This window comes from Shinella sedimenti, from assembly GCF_022601905.1.
Taxonomy (GTDB): domain Bacteria; phylum Pseudomonadota; class Alphaproteobacteria; order Rhizobiales; family Rhizobiaceae; genus Shinella; species Shinella sedimenti.
Map to the genome: position 1 here is coordinate 64,101 of NZ_JAKVIN010000009.1, position 16,713 is coordinate 80,813.

General features: G+C 63.0%; 19 protein-coding genes and 1 pseudogene. 8 read left to right on the plus strand and 12 right to left on the minus strand.

Annotated features, from left to right (window positions below; translation table 11 throughout):
* Positions 1-61: 61 nt before the first annotated feature.
* From ispH to coxB, 10 genes and pseudogenes are all read right to left on the minus strand, one after another.
* On the minus strand, positions 62-1,063 hold the full coding sequence (gene ispH / locus MKI86_RS20120) for a 4-hydroxy-3-methylbut-2-enyl diphosphate reductase (RefSeq protein WP_241604675.1): 1,002 nt from the start codon (positions 1,061-1,063) through the stop codon (positions 62-64).
* A gap of 9 nt (positions 1,064-1,072) precedes the next feature.
* A complete protein-coding gene (locus MKI86_RS20125; protein WP_241604677.1) occupies positions 1,073-1,438 on the minus strand; it encodes a DUF1304 domain-containing protein in 366 nt (121 codons plus the stop codon).
* Positions 1,439-1,471: 33 nt separating this feature from the next.
* A complete protein-coding gene (locus tag MKI86_RS20130; RefSeq protein ID WP_370880037.1) occupies positions 1,472-2,227 on the minus strand; it encodes an SURF1 family protein in 756 nt (251 codons plus the stop codon).
* Position 2,228: 1 nt separating this feature from the next.
* A complete protein-coding gene (locus tag MKI86_RS20135; protein WP_241604681.1) occupies positions 2,229-2,612 on the minus strand; it encodes a DUF983 domain-containing protein in 384 nt (127 codons plus the stop codon).
* A gap of 160 nt (positions 2,613-2,772) precedes the next feature.
* Complete coding sequence (locus MKI86_RS20140) at positions 2,773-3,651, minus strand: cytochrome c oxidase subunit 3 (RefSeq protein WP_134648877.1); 879 nt, start codon at positions 3,649-3,651, stop codon at positions 2,773-2,775.
* Positions 3,652-3,710: 59 nt separating this feature from the next.
* Positions 3,711-4,316, minus strand: a complete 606-nt coding sequence (locus MKI86_RS20145) for a cytochrome c oxidase assembly protein (RefSeq protein WP_241604683.1) — start codon at positions 4,314-4,316, stop codon at positions 3,711-3,713.
* 2 nt (positions 4,317-4,318) lie between these two features.
* Positions 4,319-4,459 carry a cytochrome c oxidase system small membrane protein gene (locus tag MKI86_RS20150; protein WP_134648879.1) on the minus strand — a complete coding sequence of 47 codons (141 nt, stop codon included), beginning with the start codon at positions 4,457-4,459 and terminating at the stop codon, positions 4,319-4,321.
* A pseudogene (locus MKI86_RS20155) lies at positions 4,457-5,403 on the minus strand (heme o synthase); the annotation flags it as partial. The gene MKI86_RS20150 and the pseudogene MKI86_RS20155, both read right to left, overlap by 3 nt.
* A gap of 249 nt (positions 5,404-5,652) precedes the next feature.
* Positions 5,653-7,320 carry a cytochrome c oxidase subunit I gene (ctaD, locus tag MKI86_RS20160; RefSeq protein ID WP_134648880.1) on the minus strand — a complete coding sequence of 556 codons (1,668 nt, stop codon included), beginning with the start codon at positions 7,318-7,320 and terminating at the stop codon, positions 5,653-5,655.
* A 19-nt stretch (positions 7,321-7,339) separates the two neighbouring features.
* Positions 7,340-8,224 (minus strand): cytochrome c oxidase subunit II, encoded by an 885-nt coding sequence (gene coxB, locus MKI86_RS20165; RefSeq protein ID WP_241604687.1) that lies wholly within the window; start codon positions 8,222-8,224, stop codon positions 7,340-7,342.
* A 411-nt stretch (positions 8,225-8,635) separates the two neighbouring features.
* On the opposite strand from coxB, the gene MKI86_RS20170 reads away from it, so the two are divergent.
* Positions 8,636-9,166, plus strand: coding sequence for an invasion associated locus B family protein (locus MKI86_RS20170; protein ID WP_134648882.1), 531 nt, complete (start codon positions 8,636-8,638; stop codon positions 9,164-9,166).
* A gap of 78 nt (positions 9,167-9,244) precedes the next feature.
* Positions 9,245-10,660, plus strand: coding sequence for a metalloprotease TldD (gene tldD, locus MKI86_RS20175; protein ID WP_241604689.1), 1,416 nt, complete (start codon positions 9,245-9,247; stop codon positions 10,658-10,660).
* Between the two features lie 30 nt (positions 10,661-10,690).
* On the opposite strand, the gene MKI86_RS20180 is transcribed toward tldD, so the two are convergent.
* The gene (locus MKI86_RS20180; RefSeq protein ID WP_241604692.1) at positions 10,691-11,590 is read right to left on the minus strand and encodes a LysR substrate-binding domain-containing protein; all 900 of its coding nucleotides are present in this window, start codon (positions 11,588-11,590) and stop codon (positions 10,691-10,693) included.
* 102 nt (positions 11,591-11,692) lie between these two features.
* On the opposite strand from MKI86_RS20180, the gene MKI86_RS23810 reads away from it, so the two are divergent.
* Together MKI86_RS23810 and MKI86_RS20185 are read left to right on the plus strand one after the other, a co-directional pair.
* Positions 11,693-11,821: a hypothetical protein gene (locus MKI86_RS23810; RefSeq protein WP_256465752.1), complete on the plus strand. Its 129-nt coding sequence runs from the start codon at positions 11,693-11,695 to the stop codon at positions 11,819-11,821.
* A gap of 54 nt (positions 11,822-11,875) precedes the next feature.
* Positions 11,876-12,913 carry a polysaccharide deacetylase family protein gene (locus tag MKI86_RS20185; protein ID WP_241604694.1) on the plus strand — a complete coding sequence of 346 codons (1,038 nt, stop codon included), beginning with the start codon at positions 11,876-11,878 and terminating at the stop codon, positions 12,911-12,913.
* A gap of 3 nt (positions 12,914-12,916) precedes the next feature.
* On the opposite strand, the gene pdxH is transcribed toward MKI86_RS20185, so the two are convergent.
* The gene (gene pdxH, locus MKI86_RS20190) at positions 12,917-13,537 is read right to left on the minus strand and encodes a pyridoxamine 5'-phosphate oxidase (protein WP_241604695.1); all 621 of its coding nucleotides are present in this window, start codon (positions 13,535-13,537) and stop codon (positions 12,917-12,919) included.
* Positions 13,538-13,627: 90 nt separating this feature from the next.
* Between pdxH and MKI86_RS20195 the strand changes: the two genes are divergently transcribed.
* The 4 genes from MKI86_RS20195 to MKI86_RS20210 all read left to right on the plus strand — a co-directional run bounded on the left by MKI86_RS20195 (position 13,628) and on the right by MKI86_RS20210 (position 16,710).
* A complete protein-coding gene (locus MKI86_RS20195; protein ID WP_241604696.1) occupies positions 13,628-14,035 on the plus strand; it encodes an RT0821/Lpp0805 family surface protein in 408 nt (135 codons plus the stop codon).
* A gap of 82 nt (positions 14,036-14,117) precedes the next feature.
* Positions 14,118-15,161: a DnaJ C-terminal domain-containing protein gene (locus MKI86_RS20200; protein WP_241604697.1), complete on the plus strand. Its 1,044-nt coding sequence runs from the start codon at positions 14,118-14,120 to the stop codon at positions 15,159-15,161.
* 133 nt (positions 15,162-15,294) lie between these two features.
* Complete coding sequence (fabI, locus tag MKI86_RS20205; RefSeq protein ID WP_241604698.1) at positions 15,295-16,113, plus strand: enoyl-ACP reductase FabI; 819 nt, start codon at positions 15,295-15,297, stop codon at positions 16,111-16,113.
* A 15-nt stretch (positions 16,114-16,128) separates the two neighbouring features.
* A complete protein-coding gene (locus tag MKI86_RS20210) occupies positions 16,129-16,710 on the plus strand; it encodes a histidine phosphatase family protein (protein WP_241604699.1) in 582 nt (193 codons plus the stop codon).
* Positions 16,711-16,713: the final 3 nt, after the last annotated feature.

The window sequence follows — 16,713 nt, forward strand, 5'->3', positions numbered from 1 at the left end:
GGCTTGAAGAAAGGACGGGAGAGAACGGAGGGACGCGCGCTGCAATGAACGCCGACGAGCCCTATTCCCCATTGACGAAGGCCATGTCGGCGGTGGTGAGCTCGATTGTCCGCAGTTCGCGGTTGACGAGGAAGTGTTCGTTTTCCTCCACCGTATCGGCAAGCTCCACCACCGCATTGTAGCGGGCGCGGAATGCCTCGATGATCTCGTTGACGATGACCTCGGGCGCGGACGCGCCGGCCGATAGGCCGACCGTGCGGATATCGCCGATCGTCTCCCAGTCGATCTCGGATGCGCGCTGGACGAGCACGGACTTCGTCGCCCCTGCCCTCAGCGCCACTTCGACGAGGCGCTTGGAGTTCGACGAGTTGGGCGCACCGACGATGAGGAAGAGATCGCAGCCGGGTGCCGCCTGCTTCACGGCTTCCTGCCGATTGGTGGTGGCGTAGCAGATCGAATCTGCAGCCGGCGCCGTAAGGTTCGGGAAGCGCTCGTGCAGGCGCTTGATGACCCCGGCGGTGTCATCGACGGACAGCGTGGTCTGTGTAACAAAGCCGAGATTGTCGGGATCGGGCGGCGTGTAGCGGTCGGCATCCTCGACGGTCTCGATAAGATCGACGGTGCCGTTCGGCAGCTGGCCCATCGTGCCGATGACTTCCGGGTGGCCGGCATGGCCGATCAGCACGACATGACGGCCGAGCCGCTGGTGACGCATGGCCTGCTTGTGGACCTTGGACACGAGCGGGCATGTGGCATCGAGATAGAAGAGGTTGCGCGCCTCGGCATCCGCCGGCACGGATTTTGGCACGCCGTGAGCGGAGAACACCACGGGCTGCTGGCGGTGTTCCGCCGGAATCTCATCGAGTTCCTCCACGAAGATCGCGCCCTTGGCTTCCAGGCCTTCCACGACATAGCGGTTGTGAACGATCTCGTGGCGCACATAAACGGGCGCGCCATAGGCCTTCAGCGCCAGCACGACGATCTGGATGGCACGGTCCACGCCCGCGCAAAAGCCGCGCGGGCCGCAAAGCCTGATAGTCAAGTCCGGTCGGTTCTCGGTCATGCGTATCGGTTATCCGGCAATGAGGACGGCAACAAGGGCGATGGCCGCAGGAAGCGCCTGGATGACGAAAATTTTCCGTGAGGCCGTTGCGCCCCCATATAGGCCGGCCACCAGCACACAGCCAAGGAAAAACAGCTTGAGCTGGAAAGCGACGTCCGGATTGGGGTGAAGTAACGACCAGACGAGGCCGGCGGCAAGGAAGCCATTATAGAGGCCCTGGTTGGCGGCGAGCGTCTTCGTCGCCTCAGCCTGCGCCGGCGTCATGCCGAAGGCCTTCAGGCCCCGCGGCGTTGTCCAGAGAAACATTTCGAGCACAAGGATATAGATGTGCTCGAGGGCGACGAGCGCCACGAAAAGGGTTGCGAGGATCTGCATGCGCTTTCCTTTCGTTCCCACGCCCGGCTGCGTTCAGCCCTCCGGGCGATCGCCCTTTCGCCGGAAACGCGCATAGAGCATCACGCCTACCAGCGCTGCGGCAAGTCCATACCATGTGAGGGCATATTGCAGGTGATTGTTCGGCAGGTCGAACTGCGTGACGGCGCCGATCGGCAGGCCCTTTGGATTGGGCGCGTCGCCGGCATCGATGAAGAAGGGCACCAGCCTGTCGGCCGCGATGCCGGTGCTGGCCGCCATCGCATCGAGATCCTTCCAGTAGAAGATGTTCTTGGCGAGGTCGTTTTCCGGCACGATGGCCGACGGCTTTTCGGCAAGGCGCCCTCGGGCGAGGCCCGTTACCGTCTGCTCGCCGGTCAGTTGCCCCTGCTTGCGCATTTCCGGTTCCTTCGCCTCATAGGGCACGAAACCGCGGTTGACGAAGAGAAACCGGCCATCGGCCAACTGGAGCGGGGTGTAGACATAGTAGCCGGTCTGGCCCCGCCAGGTCGCGAAGAAATGCCGTTCCCGGTTGTTGGCGAAAACACCCGTAACCGTGACGGGGCGATATTCGATATCCTCGCCCCGCGCCGCCATCGCCTCGATCTCATCAAACACCACCGGAGGCGCGACACGGCGTTCGGCGATATCGGCAAGAAGCTTCTCTTTCCACTGCAGGCGCTCGACCTGCCAGGTGCCGAGCGAAAGAAGAATGGCAAGCGCCGCCAGAAAGGCGACACCCGTCAGGATCGCTCTACCCTTGCCGGCCCTTGGCGCGGAATGCGTGGGCACCTCAGCCACGGTCGATCTCACCGGGACGGGCGCGATTGCGATACTGCAGCGCGATCAGCAGTCCCTTGAGGATGCGCGTTACCGCAAGGCCCAGCACGATCACCAGCGGGATCCACAGCATGAAATGCACCCAGAGCGGCGGGTTGATATTCACCTCCGTCCACAGGGCGGCGCCGACCACGATGAAACCGACGATCAGGATGACGAAGACGACCGGCCCATCGCCCGAATCGGCGAAGGAATAGTCGAGGCCGCAATTGGAGCAGGCCGGCTTCACCTTGAGAAGCCCGTCGAAGAGCTTGCCCTGGCCGCAGCGCGGGCAGCAGCCCAGCGCGCCCGCCTTGAAGGGCTCCACAGGTGGGTAAAGGGCCTTGTCCTCGTCCATGATCGCTTCCGTGTCTTGCCACCGGCATAAATCGCCGGCCGGTCAAGACGGTTCTATATCGCCGCCGCCACCTGCGTCCAATCGAAAGTCCGCGACAAAGGGCGCAACGCAAAACGGCCGCATCGCTGCGGCCGTTTCGAAGGTCTGTTCGTCGTCGCGCTTACATATGCGCGATCGGTGCGCCCCAGCCACCCCAGATGTAGATGGAGAAGAAGAGGAACAGCCAGACAACGTCGACGAAGTGCCAGTACCAGGCGGCAGCCTCGAAGCCGAAATGCTGCTTCGGGGTGAAGTCGCCGCGCATGGCGCGAATGAGGCAGACGATCAGGAAGATCGTGCCGACCAGAACGTGGAAACCGTGGAAGCCGGTCGCCATGAAGAAGGTCGCCCCGTAGATGGAATCCTTGAAGGCGAACGGTGCGTGAGCGTATTCGTAAGCCTGCACGAAGGAGAACAGCACGCCGAGCGCAACGGTGAGCGCCAGGCCGTTGATCAGGCCCTTGCGGTCGTTGTGCAGCAGAGCGTGGTGCGCCCAGGTCACGCAGGTGCCCGAGAGCAGCAGGATGACGGTGTTGTAGAGCGGCAGGTGCCAGGGATCGAGAACCTCGATGCCCTTCGGCGGCCAGACGCCACCGGTATATTCCGCTCGGGCGGCCTGAATGGCTTCGCCGGGGAACAGGCTGGCATCGAAGAAGGCCCAGAACCAGGCGACGAAGAACATCACTTCCGAAGCGATGAACATGATCATGCCGTAGCGCAGGTGCAGCGACACGACGCGGGTATGGTGCCCCTCATGCGCTTCCTTCACCGTGTCGGCCCACCACGCATACATGGTGTAGAGCGTGATCAGCAGGCCGATGTAGAAGACCCACGGCGTGGCGAAGTTCAGGCCGAACAGGTGGAATGCACCGCCCGACAGGTAGCGCATGTAACCGATGCCGCCGAACGCCAGGACGAAGGCGCCGATGGATGCGAGCAGCGGCCACGGGCTGGGGTCGATGATGTGGTAGTCGTGTTTCTTCTGATGCGCATCGGCCATTTGACTTATCCCCGAATGTATCGCGTTCCGTTCCCGGCATAGCCGGAAACGCATGTCTTTCAAAGGTTATTCGCGTCGCCCGTCTTCACGTCCGCAGCCGCAGCCACCGGCTTCGACGCCTCTCGCGGAAAGAAGGTATAGGACAGCGTGATCGTGTGGACGCCCTTTGTCTCCACCGGCTTGACGATCTCCGGATCGACGAAGAAGACGACGGGCATTTCCATTTCCTCACCGGGCTTCAGCGTCGTCTCGGTGAAGCAGAAGCACTGGACCTTGTTGAAATAGGCCCCGGTCGCTTCCGGCGTGACGTTGAATGTCGCCTGGCCGGTCGCCGGCTTGGAAGAATTGTTGCGGGCTTTGTAGAACACCTGCACGGTCTCGCCGATCTTCAGCTCGATCTCGCGCTGGACCGGCGTGAACGTCCACGGCAGGCCCGGCGCGACGTTTGCATCGAAACGGACCTTGATCTTCTGGTCGAGAACGACATCGGAAGCCTGCTCGACGCGCTGCGTCGTGCCGCCGTAACCGGTGACCTTGCAGAACATCTCGTAAAGCGGCACGGCGGCATAGGCCATCGCGCCCATGCCGATGACGAAGGAACAGCACATGGCGACGACGGCGCCGTTGCCCATTCCGCTCTTTTCGGTCTTCTTCGGTTCGCTCATGGTCAGCCTGCCATCCCGCCGCCGAACTTGATCAGCGTGACGATGTAGAACAGGACGACGAGGCCGAGAAGAACGGCGCCGAGCGCGAGGTTGCGGCCGCGGCGGGCCTTCTTCTGGCTATCGGTGAGCTTTACGGTTTCCATTACAGCACCCATCCAAATGACGCGATCAGGTGGTCGAGCATGAGGCCGGAGAACACCGCGAACAGATAGACAAGCGAGAAGGCAAAGAGCTTCTTGGCCGGCACCATCGCGCGATCCCCCTCCGGCATGCGCAACACGCCGATGGAGTACCACACGAAGCCAATGCCAAGCGCTGCGGCAAAGAGACCGTAGCCGAGGCTGGCAAAGCCGAGGAAGGTCGGGACGACCGAGATAACGGCGGTCAGCACGGCGTAGATCAGGATCTGCACCTTGGTCGTCGCCTCGCCGGACACGTTAGGCAGCATCGGCACGCCGACGGCCTCGTAGTCGCGCATCTTGAACAGCGCGAGCGCCCAGAAATGCGCCGGCGTCCAGAGGAAGGTGATGAGGAAGAGCACGACGCTCTCGACGGACACTCCGCCGGTGACGCAGGCCCAGCCGATCATGGGGGGGAAGGCGCCGGCCGCGCCACCGATGACGATGTTCTGCGGCGTCGAGCGCTTGAGCCACATCGTATAGACGACGGCATAGAAAAAGATGGTGAAGGCAAGCAAGCCGGCTGCAAGCCAGTTGACCACCAGGCCGAGAATACCGACCGAAAAGGCCGAGAGCGTCAGGCCGAAGGCGAGCGCCTCTTCGGGCCGGATGCGGCCGGACGGAATGGGACGCTGGGCGGTGCGGGTCATGACCGCATCGATATCGGCATCGTACCACATGTTCAGGGCACCGGATGCACCGGCACCCACGGCGATACAGAGGATCGCGATGACGCCGATGACCGGATTGATCGAGCCGGGCGCGACGACGAGGCCCGCAAAGGCCGTAAAGACGACAAGCGACATGACGCGCGGCTTCAGGAGCTCGAAGAAATCACGCGGCGACGCTTCGGAGAGGTAGACCTCGCCGCCGCCCGGAACCGTTTCGTGATGCTCGATGACCGCCATGATGTTTCCGTTCTTTTGTCCGAGAGCGTCAGCCTCACGGCTTCCCCTCTCCACCATCATCCTCGGACGTTACCCGAGGATCCACACCCACGGCACGCCGGATGATGCGGGATGAATCCTCCGGCCAAGCCCGAGGATGACGAAGGTTGGGTTGCAGGCTGAGGCTCATCGCCAGCGCCCTTGCCCCGGCCTCCGCCGGTATTTCCCAGTATTGAGGCCGCCGTTGCCGGCGGCCCCGATCGCAAGATCTTACTTGATGCGCGGGAGCTGTTCCCACTGGTGGAACGGCGGCGGCGAAGACAGCTGCCATTCCAGGGTGTTTGCACCCTCGCCCCACGGATTGTCGCCGGCGACGCGCTTCTTTGCGAAGGCTTCGAAGACACCGAAGAGGAAGATCAGCACGCCGACGCCCGCAATATACGAACCGTAGGACGACACCGCGTTCCAACCCGCAAAGGCATCCGGGTAGTCGATGTAACGGCGCGGCATGCCGGCGAGGCCGAGGAAGTGCTGCGGGAAGAAGACCAGGTTCACGCCAATGAACATGACCCAGAAGTGCAGCTTGCCGATGAACTCGGAATACATGTAGCCGCTCATCTTCGGGAACCAGTAGTACCAGGCAGCGAAGATGGCGAAGACGGCGCCGAGCGACAGAACGTAGTGGAAGTGCGCAACCACGTAGTAGGTGTCGTGCAGGGCACGGTCGAGGCCGGCATTGGCGAGCTGAACGCCCGTGACGCCGCCGACGGTGAACAGGAAGATGAAGCCGATCGCCCAGACCATCGGGGTCGTGAAGCGGATCGAGCCGCCCCACATCGTCGCGATCCACGAGAAGATCTTGATGCCCGTCGGAATGGCGATGACCATCGTGGCGAACACGAAGTAGCGCTGCGTGTCGAGCGACATGCCGACCGTGTACATGTGGTGGGCCCACACGACGAAGCCGACGGCGCCGATGGCGACCATGGCATAGGCCATGCCGAGGTAGCCGAAGATCGGCTTGCGCGAGAAGGTGGACACGATGTGACTGATGATGCCGAAACCGGGCAGGATCAGGATGTACACTTCCGGGTGACCGAAGAACCAGAACAGGTGCTGGAAGAGGATCGGGTCACCGCCGTTTTCCGGCGCGAAGAAGGCCGTGCCGAAGTTGCGGTCCGTCAGCAGCATGGTGATGCCACCTGCCAGAACCGGCAGCGAAAGCAGGAGAAGGAAGGCGGTGATCAGAACCGACCAGGCGAAGAGCGGCATCTTGTGCAGCGTCATGCCCGGAGCGCGCATGTTCAGGATCGTGGTGATGAAGTTGATCGCACCGAGGATCGAGGACGCGCCGGCAATGTGCAGGCCGAGGATCACGAGGTCCATCGCGGGACCGGGCTGACCGGCCGTCGAGAATGGCGGATAGATCGTCCAGCCGCCCCCCGCGCCATAGGCACCCGCCGGGCCTTCGACGAACATCGAAAGCAAGACCAGCAGGAAGGCCGGGATGATGAGCCAGAACGAGATGTTGTTCATGCGCGGGAACGCCATGTCAGGCGCGCCGATCATGATCGGAACCATCCAGTTGGCGAAGCCGCCGATCAGCGCGGGCATAACCATGAAGAAGATCATGATGAGCGCGTGCGCCGTCGTGAAGACGTTGAACATGTGCTTGCCGCCGTCGATGGCGGCATCGCCCTCGAAGCCGTAGACCATCTGCGCCAGACCGTGGAAGATCTGGATGCCAGGCTCCTGAAGCTCCATGCGCATGAAGATCGACAGCGTGCCGCCGATGATGCCCGCACAGATCGCGAAGATGAGGTAGAGGGTGCCGATATCCTTATGGTTGGTCGACAGGAACCAACGCTGAAAAAAAGTAAGCGGCTTGTGTTCGTGGTGATCGTGATGATCGCCGTGGGCAGCGGATGTTCCGGCCATGGATCTGACTCCCTAGGTATTACTGCGCGGCGTTCTGGGCGACGTCTACGGACTTGTCCGCACCGTCGACAGACGCCATCAGGGCCTTGTTTGCCTCGCCGACATTCGTCGCGGCGGCAGCAAGCCAGGTATCGAACTTTTCCTGCGAAACGACGCGGATGGCGATCGGCATGAACGCATGGTCCTTGCCGCAGAGCTCGGAACACTGGCCGTAGAACAGGCCTTCGCGCTCGGCCTTGAACCAGGTCTCGTTCATGCGGCCCGGCACGGCATCGATCTTCACACCGAAGGACGGCATGGCGAAAGCGTGGATCACGTCACCGGCGGTGACGAGGAGACGGACATGCTTGCCAACGGGAACCACGACTTCGTTGTCGACGGCCAGAAGGCGCGGATAGACGGACTTGTCTTCCTTGCCGGCGGCGGCGCGATCGTTGTCATGCAGAAGGAGACTGTCGAAGGAGAGCGGGTTGTCGCCGACCTGATACTCATAACCCCAGTACCACTGGAAACCGGTGGCCTTGATGGTCAGTTCCGGCTCTTCCGTGGGAGCGAGCTGCTTGGTCAGCAGCTGGAAGGAGGGAACGGCAAGGAACAGGAGGATGACGACCGGGCCGAGCGTCCAGACGACCTCGATAGCCGTGTTGTGGCTGGTCTTGGACGGCACCGGGTTCTTGCTTTCGCGGAACTTGACGACGACGACGATGAGCAGAAGGAGAACGAACAGGGTGATCGGAACGATGAACCACAGTGTGTACTGCTCGAACCAGCGAATTTCTTCCATGATCGAGGTCGCGGCGGGCTGGAGGCCCTTCTGCCAGTCGAACGGCTGATCAGCGAAGGCGGTCGAAGCAAAGAGCAGACAGCCAAGAGCGGCCAGACCTGCAAAAGCTTTGTTTTTCACAACGTATCTCCCCAAGGCGTTTGATCGGGATCAAACAGACGCGCAGAATCCCTGCTATACTGAGTGCTTAAAATCATAGTTTCATGTCCGCCGCAACCGCCATGGGGATGCCCCCGTGCGGCATTTTTGCGCAAACGCAAACGGATGTGGCCACTCCCCACAGTTTCTTCACATTTGTCTATAGCATGAAAGGTTTGGCAGCGGCGAGCCTGCTTCGAACGGCTACCCGTTTGCGTGGCAAAGGCGGCCACAGCACACTGCCTATTAAATAAAGTGCGGGCCGATGGCATGAAAGTGCGCGATCGCGTCCAATTTCCGCCTTCAATCAATCGGAAAGCAGCGGCCGGGGCTTTTCATTTCGCCGCCGGCTATTCAAAGATAGCCCGACTGATTCGAGATTCCGAGGTTTTCATGGGTTTCACTCCCCTCTCCCGGCTGTCACGGGCGGCGTTCGGCCTTGCCGTCTTCGCGCTCGGCGCCACGGCACTTCCTTCCCTCTCCGCAGCGCAGCAGCCCGGAACGGTGAAATCCAACCATGGCGCCTGGTCCATCGTCTGTGACCAGCCGGCCGGCGCATCCGGCGAGCAGTGCGCGCTGATGCAGAATGTTCTGGCGGAGGACCGGCCGGAACTGGGCCTTTCCGTCGTCGTGCTGAAGACGGCCGACCGCAAGGCGAAGATCCTGCGCGTTCTCGCCCCGCTCGGCGTGCTCCTGCCCAACGGCCTCGGCCTCAATGTCGACGGCAAGGATATCGGCCGGGCCTATTTCGTCCGCTGCTTCGCCGATGGCTGCTATGCCGAGGTGGTGCTGGAGGATGAACTGCTGAAGACATTCCGCTCCGGTGCGACGGCGACGTTCATCGTCTTCCAGTCTCCCGAAGAGGGCATCGGCATCCCTGTCGATCTCAAGGGATTTGGCGAAGGCTACGACGCGCTGCCGTGAGCCTGTCGCCGGCGGGCTTGCCGCCCGCCGCCGGGGAACTTACATGAGCCCCGTCCACCATTGCTTGCGGAGCCTGCCATGAACACCGACCTACTCTCCCTCTTCGATGCCGACGAGGCGACCGTGCAGGCCGTGCTCCGGGAAACGCTCAAGGGTGCCGATGACGGCGAGCTGTTCATCGAACACGCGCAGGCCGAATCACTGTCCTTCGACAACGGTCGCCTGAAGGGCGGCAGCTTCAACACCGACCAGGGTTTCGGGCTGCGCGCCGTTGCCGGCGACGCCGTCGGCTACGCCCATTCCGGCGAGATGAGCCTTTCGGCGCTGAAGCGCGCGGCCGATGCCGCCGGCGCCGTCACGCGCGGCTATTCCGGTGACTATGCCGCCGCGCCGCAGGGCACCAACCGGCAGCTTTACAGCCCCGACAATCCGATCGGCGCGCCGACCTTCGAGGAGAAGGTGGCGCTTCTGACCGAAATCGACGCCTATCTGCGCGCCAAGGACCCGAAGGTGCGGCAGGTCACGGCCTCGGTTGCGGCAAGCTGGCAGGTCGTCAACATCCTGCGCGCCGACGGCCATCGCGTCAGCGATGTGCGCCCGATGACGCGCATCAACATTTCCGTCGTGGTGGGTGACGGCGACCGCCAGGAGACCGGCAGCTTCGGCACCGGCGGACGCACCACTTTCGACGCCTTCCTGACCCAGGAAAGCTGGCATGCCGGCGCCGACGAGGCGCTGCGTCAGGCGCTCGTCAATCTCGAGGCCGTCGAAGCCCCGGCCGGCACCATGGATGTGGTGCTTGCCAACGGCTGGCCGGGCGTGATGCTGCATGAAGCCGTCGGCCACGGGCTGGAGGGCGACTTCAACCGCAAGAAGACCTCCGCCTTCGCCGGGCTGATGGGCGAACAGGTCGCAGCCAAGGGTGTCACCGTCGTCGACGACGGCACCATCGACAACCGCCGCGGCTCGATCACCATCGACGACGAAGGCACGCCCTCGGCCTACAATGTGCTGATCGAGGACGGCAAGCTTGTGGGCTACATGCAGGACCGTCAGAATGCCCGGCTGATGGGCATGAAGGCGACCGGCAACGGCCGCCGGCAGGGCTATGCCTACCGCCCCATGCCGCGCATGACGAACACCTACATGCTCTCCGGCGACAAGACGCCGGACGAGATCATCGCCTCGGTGAAGAATGGCATCTATGCCGTTTCCTTCGGCGGCGGGCAGGTCGACATCACATCGGGCAAATTCGTCTTCGGCTGCACCGAAGCCTATCTCATCGAGAACGGCAAGGTGACGGCACCGGTCAAGGGCGCCATGCTGATCGGCAACGGACCGGACGCCATGCGTCGCGTTTCGATGATCGGCAACGACACCAAGCTCGATACCGGCATCGGCAATTGCGGCAAGGCTGGCCAGTGGGTGCCGGTCGGCGTCGGCCAGCCGCATCTTCGGATGGACCAGATCACGGTGGGCGGGACGAAGACCTGATTTTTCAGGACCTGCTCGAGCCACCCCTCATCACATTCCGCCCGGCACCGCAATCCGCTGGAGCAACCACTGCCGGAAGGCGCGCGCTTCCGGTGAGAGGCGCTTGAAGCTGCGCGCCACCAGCCAGTAGGCGCCGTGGCGGATCGACAGGTCGAACGGCTGCACGATGCGGCCGGCGGCAATGTCCTCGGCGGCCAGGAAGCGATCGACCAGCGCGACGCCGTGGCCGCGCAGCACGGCCTGCAGCACCAGGTTCCCCTCGGCAAATATCTGCGCGCGGCCAAGCGGCACGCCCTCCACGCCAGCGGCGGCAAACCAGCGCTCCCAGACGCTGCGGTTCTCCTCGTGCAACAGGGTGTGCGCGAGAAGATCGGCAGGTTCGCCCAATGGCGGGCCGGATGCCAGGAGCCCTGGCGCGATCACCGGCACCAGATCGACCTCGGCGACAAGATCGACTTCCGTGCGCGGCCAGACTTTTGCATCCATGCCATGGCGGATGGCGATTTCCGCTTCGTGGGTGCGGAATTCGATGAGCCGCATGTCGGAATCGACGGCCACGTCGATCTCGGGATGGCCGGCGCGAAAATCCTCCAGATGCGAGACCAGCCAGCAGGCGGCAAACGAAGGTTCCGCGCTGATTTCCAGAAGCCCGCCGCCGCGTCGACCACGGATTTCCGAAAGGCTCGCGTCCATGGCATCGAAGGAGCGGGAGAGGACATCGAGCAGGCTGCGGCCGGCTGCCGTCAGCCGTACGCTGCGATGGCGGCGTTCGAACAGCGGCTTGCCGAGCTCTGCCTCCAGCTCCTTGACCTGCCGGCTCACGGCGGCCTGCGACACCGAAAGCTCATCGGCCGCAAGCGTGAAGCTGCTGAGCCGCCCCGCCGCCTCAAAACTCCGCAATGCCGTCAGGGGCAGTCGTCCGCGTTTCATTGCATAACCTCAAGTCATTTGAAGTCGACGATAAACTCGTTTGAGCCCGACAGGCAAGCGGGCTGACAATCCATGCAGGTTCAACGCATGGAGCATGAAGACATGTTCGACAACATCCTCGCCATTGCCATGGAGGTGGTTCGCCTCCTCACCTTCCAGCCCGGACGTGCACCGCCGGTGCGCGACAGGAAAGCCCCTGTTAACCACTCGGATACCGGCCGGGTGCGATAACGACCGCTCGAAATGACGCGGAAAGACCGAAACGACATGCCGATCCGAAATGCCATGCGACAGAAACTGAAGCGCGCCGTCATCACGGGTGGGCTGGAGTTCGCGCATCTGGCCGAACGGGTCGGGTTGATGTCCTCGGCCCGCGGCATGGGGGCGATCTTCACGCTGCATCATGTCCGGCCGAAGACGCCGCAGACCTTCGATCCCAATGCGCATCTGGAGATCACGCCGGAATTCCTCGATACCGCCATCCGGCATCTGACGGAGGAAGGCTATCAGTTCGTGGCACTTGCCGACATGCCGGCGCGCCTAGCCATCGCGCGCGCCGGCGAGCGTTTCGCCGCCTTCACGCTCGACGACGGCTATCGCAACAATGCGGTGCATGCCCAGCCGGTCTTCACGCAGCACAGGGTGCCGTTCACCGTTTTCGTCGCCCCGGGCTTTGCGGGCAAGACGCACGGCATCTGGTGGGAGACGCTGACGGAGCTGCTGCGCGCCGTATCCCATCTCGAATTCGATTTCGGCCCCGGCCCGGTTACCCTGCCGCTCGCAACGCCCTTCCAGAAACAGGCCGCCTTCGACCGCTTCGCGCGATTCATCCATTCCGAGACGGACGAGGCGTCGGCGATCGCGCAGCTCGACGCGACGGCGAAGGCAAACGGCATCGAACCGCTCATGATCACCGAGCGGCTCGTGATGCGCGAGCCCGAGCTGAAGAGCCTCGTACTCAACCCGCTGGCCTCCATCGGCGCGCATACAATCAGTCACCGGTCGCTGGCCCGCCTGAGCGACGACGAGGCGCGACAGGAGATCGACCTTTCGGCGGAACGTATCGCCGCCATTATTGGCCGTCGGCCGGACACCCTCGCCTATCCCTATGGCGACAGGCAGTCCGTCTCGCCGCGCGAGCACCGGCTGGCCAAGGAACTTGGCTTCCGCGTTGCCGTGACGACGGAACCCGGCACGCTTTCGGCACGCTCCTTCGACACCCCGACATCGCTGCCGCGCATCTCGCTCAACGGCCTGTACCAGAAGCCGAAATATGTGGGCGCGCTGGCCTCGGGCATTCCCTTCCGGCTGATACGGCGCTGACCGTCAGGGATACATCCGAACCTTCGTCCATCCCGCGCCGTCTTCCGTACGGCGGAACTCCACCCGGTCGTGCAGGCGGAAGGGGCGGTCGTGCCAGAACTCGATCGAGACGGGTTTCAGGCGGAAGCCGGACCAGTGCGCCGGGCGCGGGATCTCGCCGATCGCGTAGCGCGCAGTGTATTCCGCTACCGCCTTCTCAAGCGCGAAGCGGCTTTGCAGCGGCCGGGACTGCTTGGATGCCCACGCCCCGATACGGCTGCCGCGCGGACGCGAGGCGTAATACTCATCGGCCTCCGCATCGCTCACCACCTCGATATCGCCGCGAATGCGGATCTGGCGGCGTAGCGATTTCCAGTGGAAGCACATGGCGGCCTTGCGGGCAGAGAGAAGCTCCTCGCCCTTCCGGCTCTCGAAATTGGTGTAGAACACAAAGCCGCGCTCGTCGAAGCCCTTGAGCAGGACCATGCGCACATTCGGCATGCCCGTCGCGTCGACGGTGGAAAGCGCGAGCGCATTGGGATCGTTGGGCTCGGTCTTTCCCGCGTCCTCCAGCCAATGGCCGAAAAGGATGTAGGGTTCGTTTTCCTCGGTGAAGTCACCGCTTGTTAACGCATTGTCACTCATATTTAACTCAATGCCGATCTATCTAGCTGTATGAGGCAGGCTGGAGTGAAAGACATAACAAAAACGCGACCGTACACAAAGCGATACTGGGTGCGTGGCCTTGGGGTTCTTGCCGTCATGATGTCCGGCACTGTCCTTTCCGGCTGCATGAGCGGCCTTGACCTGTTTTCCGACAGCAAGGTCGACACGTCGCTGCGCACCAGCACCGTATCCAACGGCAACACGGAACGTCTGACCGACGAAATCACCGTGCGCAATGCCGTGTCTTCCGCAGACCTCGCCCGCACCGGCGGGAACGCCATCCCGTGGGCCAATTCCGCCTCCGGCAGCGCTGGCGTCATCAGTTCCATCGCCGAGAATCAGGACCGGGCCGGCCGCACCTGCCGGGATTTCGTGACCACGAAACATTCCTACCAGGGCATCGCCAACTTCTCCGGCCGCACCTGCATGAGCAATTCCGGCGAATGGATGCTCCTGGCCTTCGACCGCCAGGGATAACACTTTCTAAACCCTGATCCGTAAGAGCCGATTAGGACGTTCGCCGCTACCATGGCCGCCACAACGGAAACGGGTATGAGTTATGCGTGATCCCTATTCGGTCCTCGGCGTGAAACGAAGCGCCGGGCAAGAGGAAATCAAGGCGGCCTGGCGTTCGCTGGCGAAAGCCGTGCATCCCGACCAGAATCACGACGATCCGCTCGCAACCGTGCGCTTCACCGAGGCCGGCCGCGCCTATGACCTGTTGCGCGATCCCGACAAGCGCAGCCGCTACGACCGCCAGCAGCGCGAGGCGGAAATGCGCCGCATGGAGCAGATGCGCCGCCAGCAGGCGGAGCGCAAGGCACGCAGCGAGCCACCGCGCGTTAGCAACGAGGACGCGGAGGACATGATCGCCCGCATCTTCGGCGTCGATTCGCGAAACGCACAGGCCGATGCCGGCGCACAGCCGCGTTCGCAACCTCAACAGCAGCAGGCCCAGCCGAATGCCGCGCCGGCGCAGGACGCCCGCAAGGCCGCCGACGAGACCGACGAGGCCGCCGCCACACAAGTCGCAGCCCCGGGTGCGACCCTCATCTCCGCAATTCTTCGCCGCATCCGCGGCAGCCGCGCCAAGATGGAAAAGGCGCCCGATCTCGTCACGGATGTCAGCGTCTCCGTCGAGGACATCCTGAACAAGGTGCGCCCTACCATCGAAACGCCGGAAGGACAGACGATCCGCATCCCCATCGGCGCCGGCACGACGGATGGCCAGGTGATCCGCCTCAAGGAGGCCGGCTACCGCATGGAAGGCCTGCGCCGCGGCGATGTCGTCGCTACCGTTCGCATCACGCCGGGCCGCTTCCGTGTCGACGGCTTCGACCTTAAGATCGACCTGCCCATCACGATCGAGAATGCCGTCCTTGGCTGCGAAACGACCATCGAGGGACCGCTTGGCCCCCTTCCCGTGACGGTGCCGGAATGGTCCGGCTCGGACCAGGCCATCCGCATTCCCGGCGAAGGCCTGATCATGGAAAACGGCGAACGCGGCGATCTCGTTGCCGAAATCCGCCTTCTTCTCTGGGACAAACCGGATGCGAGGATGATCGACCTGATGCGCTCTCAGCGCGAAGGTCTCTATCTTTAGAACGGTTTGTGACGCCGGGGTGAAACATGCACCCATTGTTACGAATGCTAACAGTTCCTGAACCCGTGCGCGCTTGAACCGCATTGCCGCCTATGCCATAGGCAGTCTCGACTTTAGTTTCAGGGGGCATTCCATGGTTCAGGCATCTGGTCTGATGAAGGGCAAGCGCGGCGTCATTATGGGCGTTGCCAACAACCGTTCCATCGCCTGGGGCATCGCCAAGGCCATCCACGCACAGGGCGGCGAGATCGCCTTCACCTATCAGGGCGATGCGCTCAAGAAGCGCGTCGAACCGCTGGCCGCCGAAATCGGCGCCGTTCTGGCCGGTGACTGCGACGTGTCCGACGAAGCATCCATCGATGCGGTCTTCGCCAATGTCGAGAAGATGTGGGGCAAGATCGACTTCCTCGTGCACGCCATCGGCTTCTCCGACAAGGACGAGTTGACCGGCCGTTACGTCGATACGACGCCGGGCAACTTCGCCAAGACCATGCAGATCTCGGTCTATTCCTTCACTTCGGTCGCCCGACGTGCGGAAAAGCTGATGACCGATGGCGGCTCAATGCTGACGCTGACCTATTACGGCGCCGAGAAGGTCATGCCGAACTATAATGTGATGGGTGTCGCCAAGGCTGCACTGGAAGCCAGCGTGAAGTATCTGGCGGTCGATCTCGGCCCGCAGAACATCCGCGTCAACGCCATCTCGGCCGGCCCGATCAAGACGCTCGCGGCGTCGGGCATCGGCGACTTCCGCTATATTCTGAAGTGGAACGAGTACAACGCGCCGCTGCGCCGTACCGTCACCATCGAGGAAGTAGGCGATGTCGGCCTCTACCTGCTGTCGGACCTGTCGCGCTCGGTCACCGGCGAGACGCATCATGCCGACAGCGGCTATCATGTCATCGGCATGAAGGCCGTGGACGCGCCCGACATTTCCGTCGTCAAGGACTGACGCAGGGTTTTCAGCTTGCTCATATACATGATCCGACACGGCCAGACCGCGTGGAACGCAGAGGGCAGGCTGCAAGGCCAGAAGGACATCCCGCTCAACGATACCGGCCGCAAGCAAGCGGCCGGAAACGGCCTCGCCCTCAGGGGCATACTCGGCGACACCGTCTCGGATTTCGATTTCGTCGCAAGCCCGCTCGGGCGCACGCGCGAAACGATGGAAATACTGCGCGGCGCCATGGGCCTCGACCCCCTCGCCTATCGCACCGACCCGCGCCTCGTCGAAGTGTCCTTCGGCGACTGGGAAGGCTTCACGCTTCCCGAACTTGAGAAAAGCACGCCAGAGCGTGTCGAGGAGCGCGCCCGTGCAAAGTGGAACTTCATCCCGCCCGGCGAAACCGCCGAGAGCTACGAGATTCTCTGCTGGCGCATCGGCTCATGGCTCACAGACGTGACGAAGCCCACGGTCTGCGTCAGCCATGGCGGCGTTTTCCGCGCGGCCTTCCGGCTCAATGGCATGGGTGAGGAAGAGGCGGCGAATACGCCGATCCATCAGGATCGTATCCTGCGTATCGACGCCACCGGCATGCACTGGCTGTAAGCT

Coding starts and splice junctions, on each gene's coding strand:
- ispH (WP_241604675.1), bottom strand. CDS start 1,063: ATGACCGAGAACCGACCGGACTTGACTATCAGGCTTTGCGGCCCGCGC.
- MKI86_RS20125 (WP_241604677.1), bottom strand. CDS start 1,438: ATGCAGATCCTCGCAACCCTTTTCGTGGCGCTCGTCGCCCTCGAGCAC.
- MKI86_RS20135 (WP_241604681.1), bottom strand. CDS start 2,612: ATGGACGAGGACAAGGCCCTTTACCCACCTGTGGAGCCCTTCAAGGCG.
- MKI86_RS20140 (WP_134648877.1), bottom strand. CDS start 3,651: ATGGCCGATGCGCATCAGAAGAAACACGACTACCACATCATCGACCCC.
- MKI86_RS20145 (WP_241604683.1), bottom strand. CDS start 4,316: ATGAGCGAACCGAAGAAGACCGAAAAGAGCGGAATGGGCAACGGCGCC.
- MKI86_RS20150 (WP_134648879.1), bottom strand. CDS start 4,459: ATGGAAACCGTAAAGCTCACCGATAGCCAGAAGAAGGCCCGCCGCGGC.
- ctaD (WP_134648880.1), bottom strand. CDS start 7,320: ATGGCCGGAACATCCGCTGCCCACGGCGATCATCACGATCACCACGAA.
- MKI86_RS20170 (WP_134648882.1), top strand. CDS start 8,636: ATGGGTTTCACTCCCCTCTCCCGGCTGTCACGGGCGGCGTTCGGCCTT.
- tldD (WP_241604689.1), top strand. CDS start 9,245: ATGAACACCGACCTACTCTCCCTCTTCGATGCCGACGAGGCGACCGTG.
- MKI86_RS20180 (WP_241604692.1), bottom strand. CDS start 11,590: ATGAAACGCGGACGACTGCCCCTGACGGCATTGCGGAGTTTTGAGGCG.
- MKI86_RS23810 (WP_256465752.1), top strand. CDS start 11,693: ATGTTCGACAACATCCTCGCCATTGCCATGGAGGTGGTTCGCCTCCTC.
- MKI86_RS20185 (WP_241604694.1), top strand. CDS start 11,876: ATGCGACAGAAACTGAAGCGCGCCGTCATCACGGGTGGGCTGGAGTTC.
- pdxH (WP_241604695.1), bottom strand. CDS start 13,537: ATGAGTGACAATGCGTTAACAAGCGGTGACTTCACCGAGGAAAACGAA.
- MKI86_RS20200 (WP_241604697.1), top strand. CDS start 14,118: ATGCGTGATCCCTATTCGGTCCTCGGCGTGAAACGAAGCGCCGGGCAA.
- fabI (WP_241604698.1), top strand. CDS start 15,295: ATGGTTCAGGCATCTGGTCTGATGAAGGGCAAGCGCGGCGTCATTATG.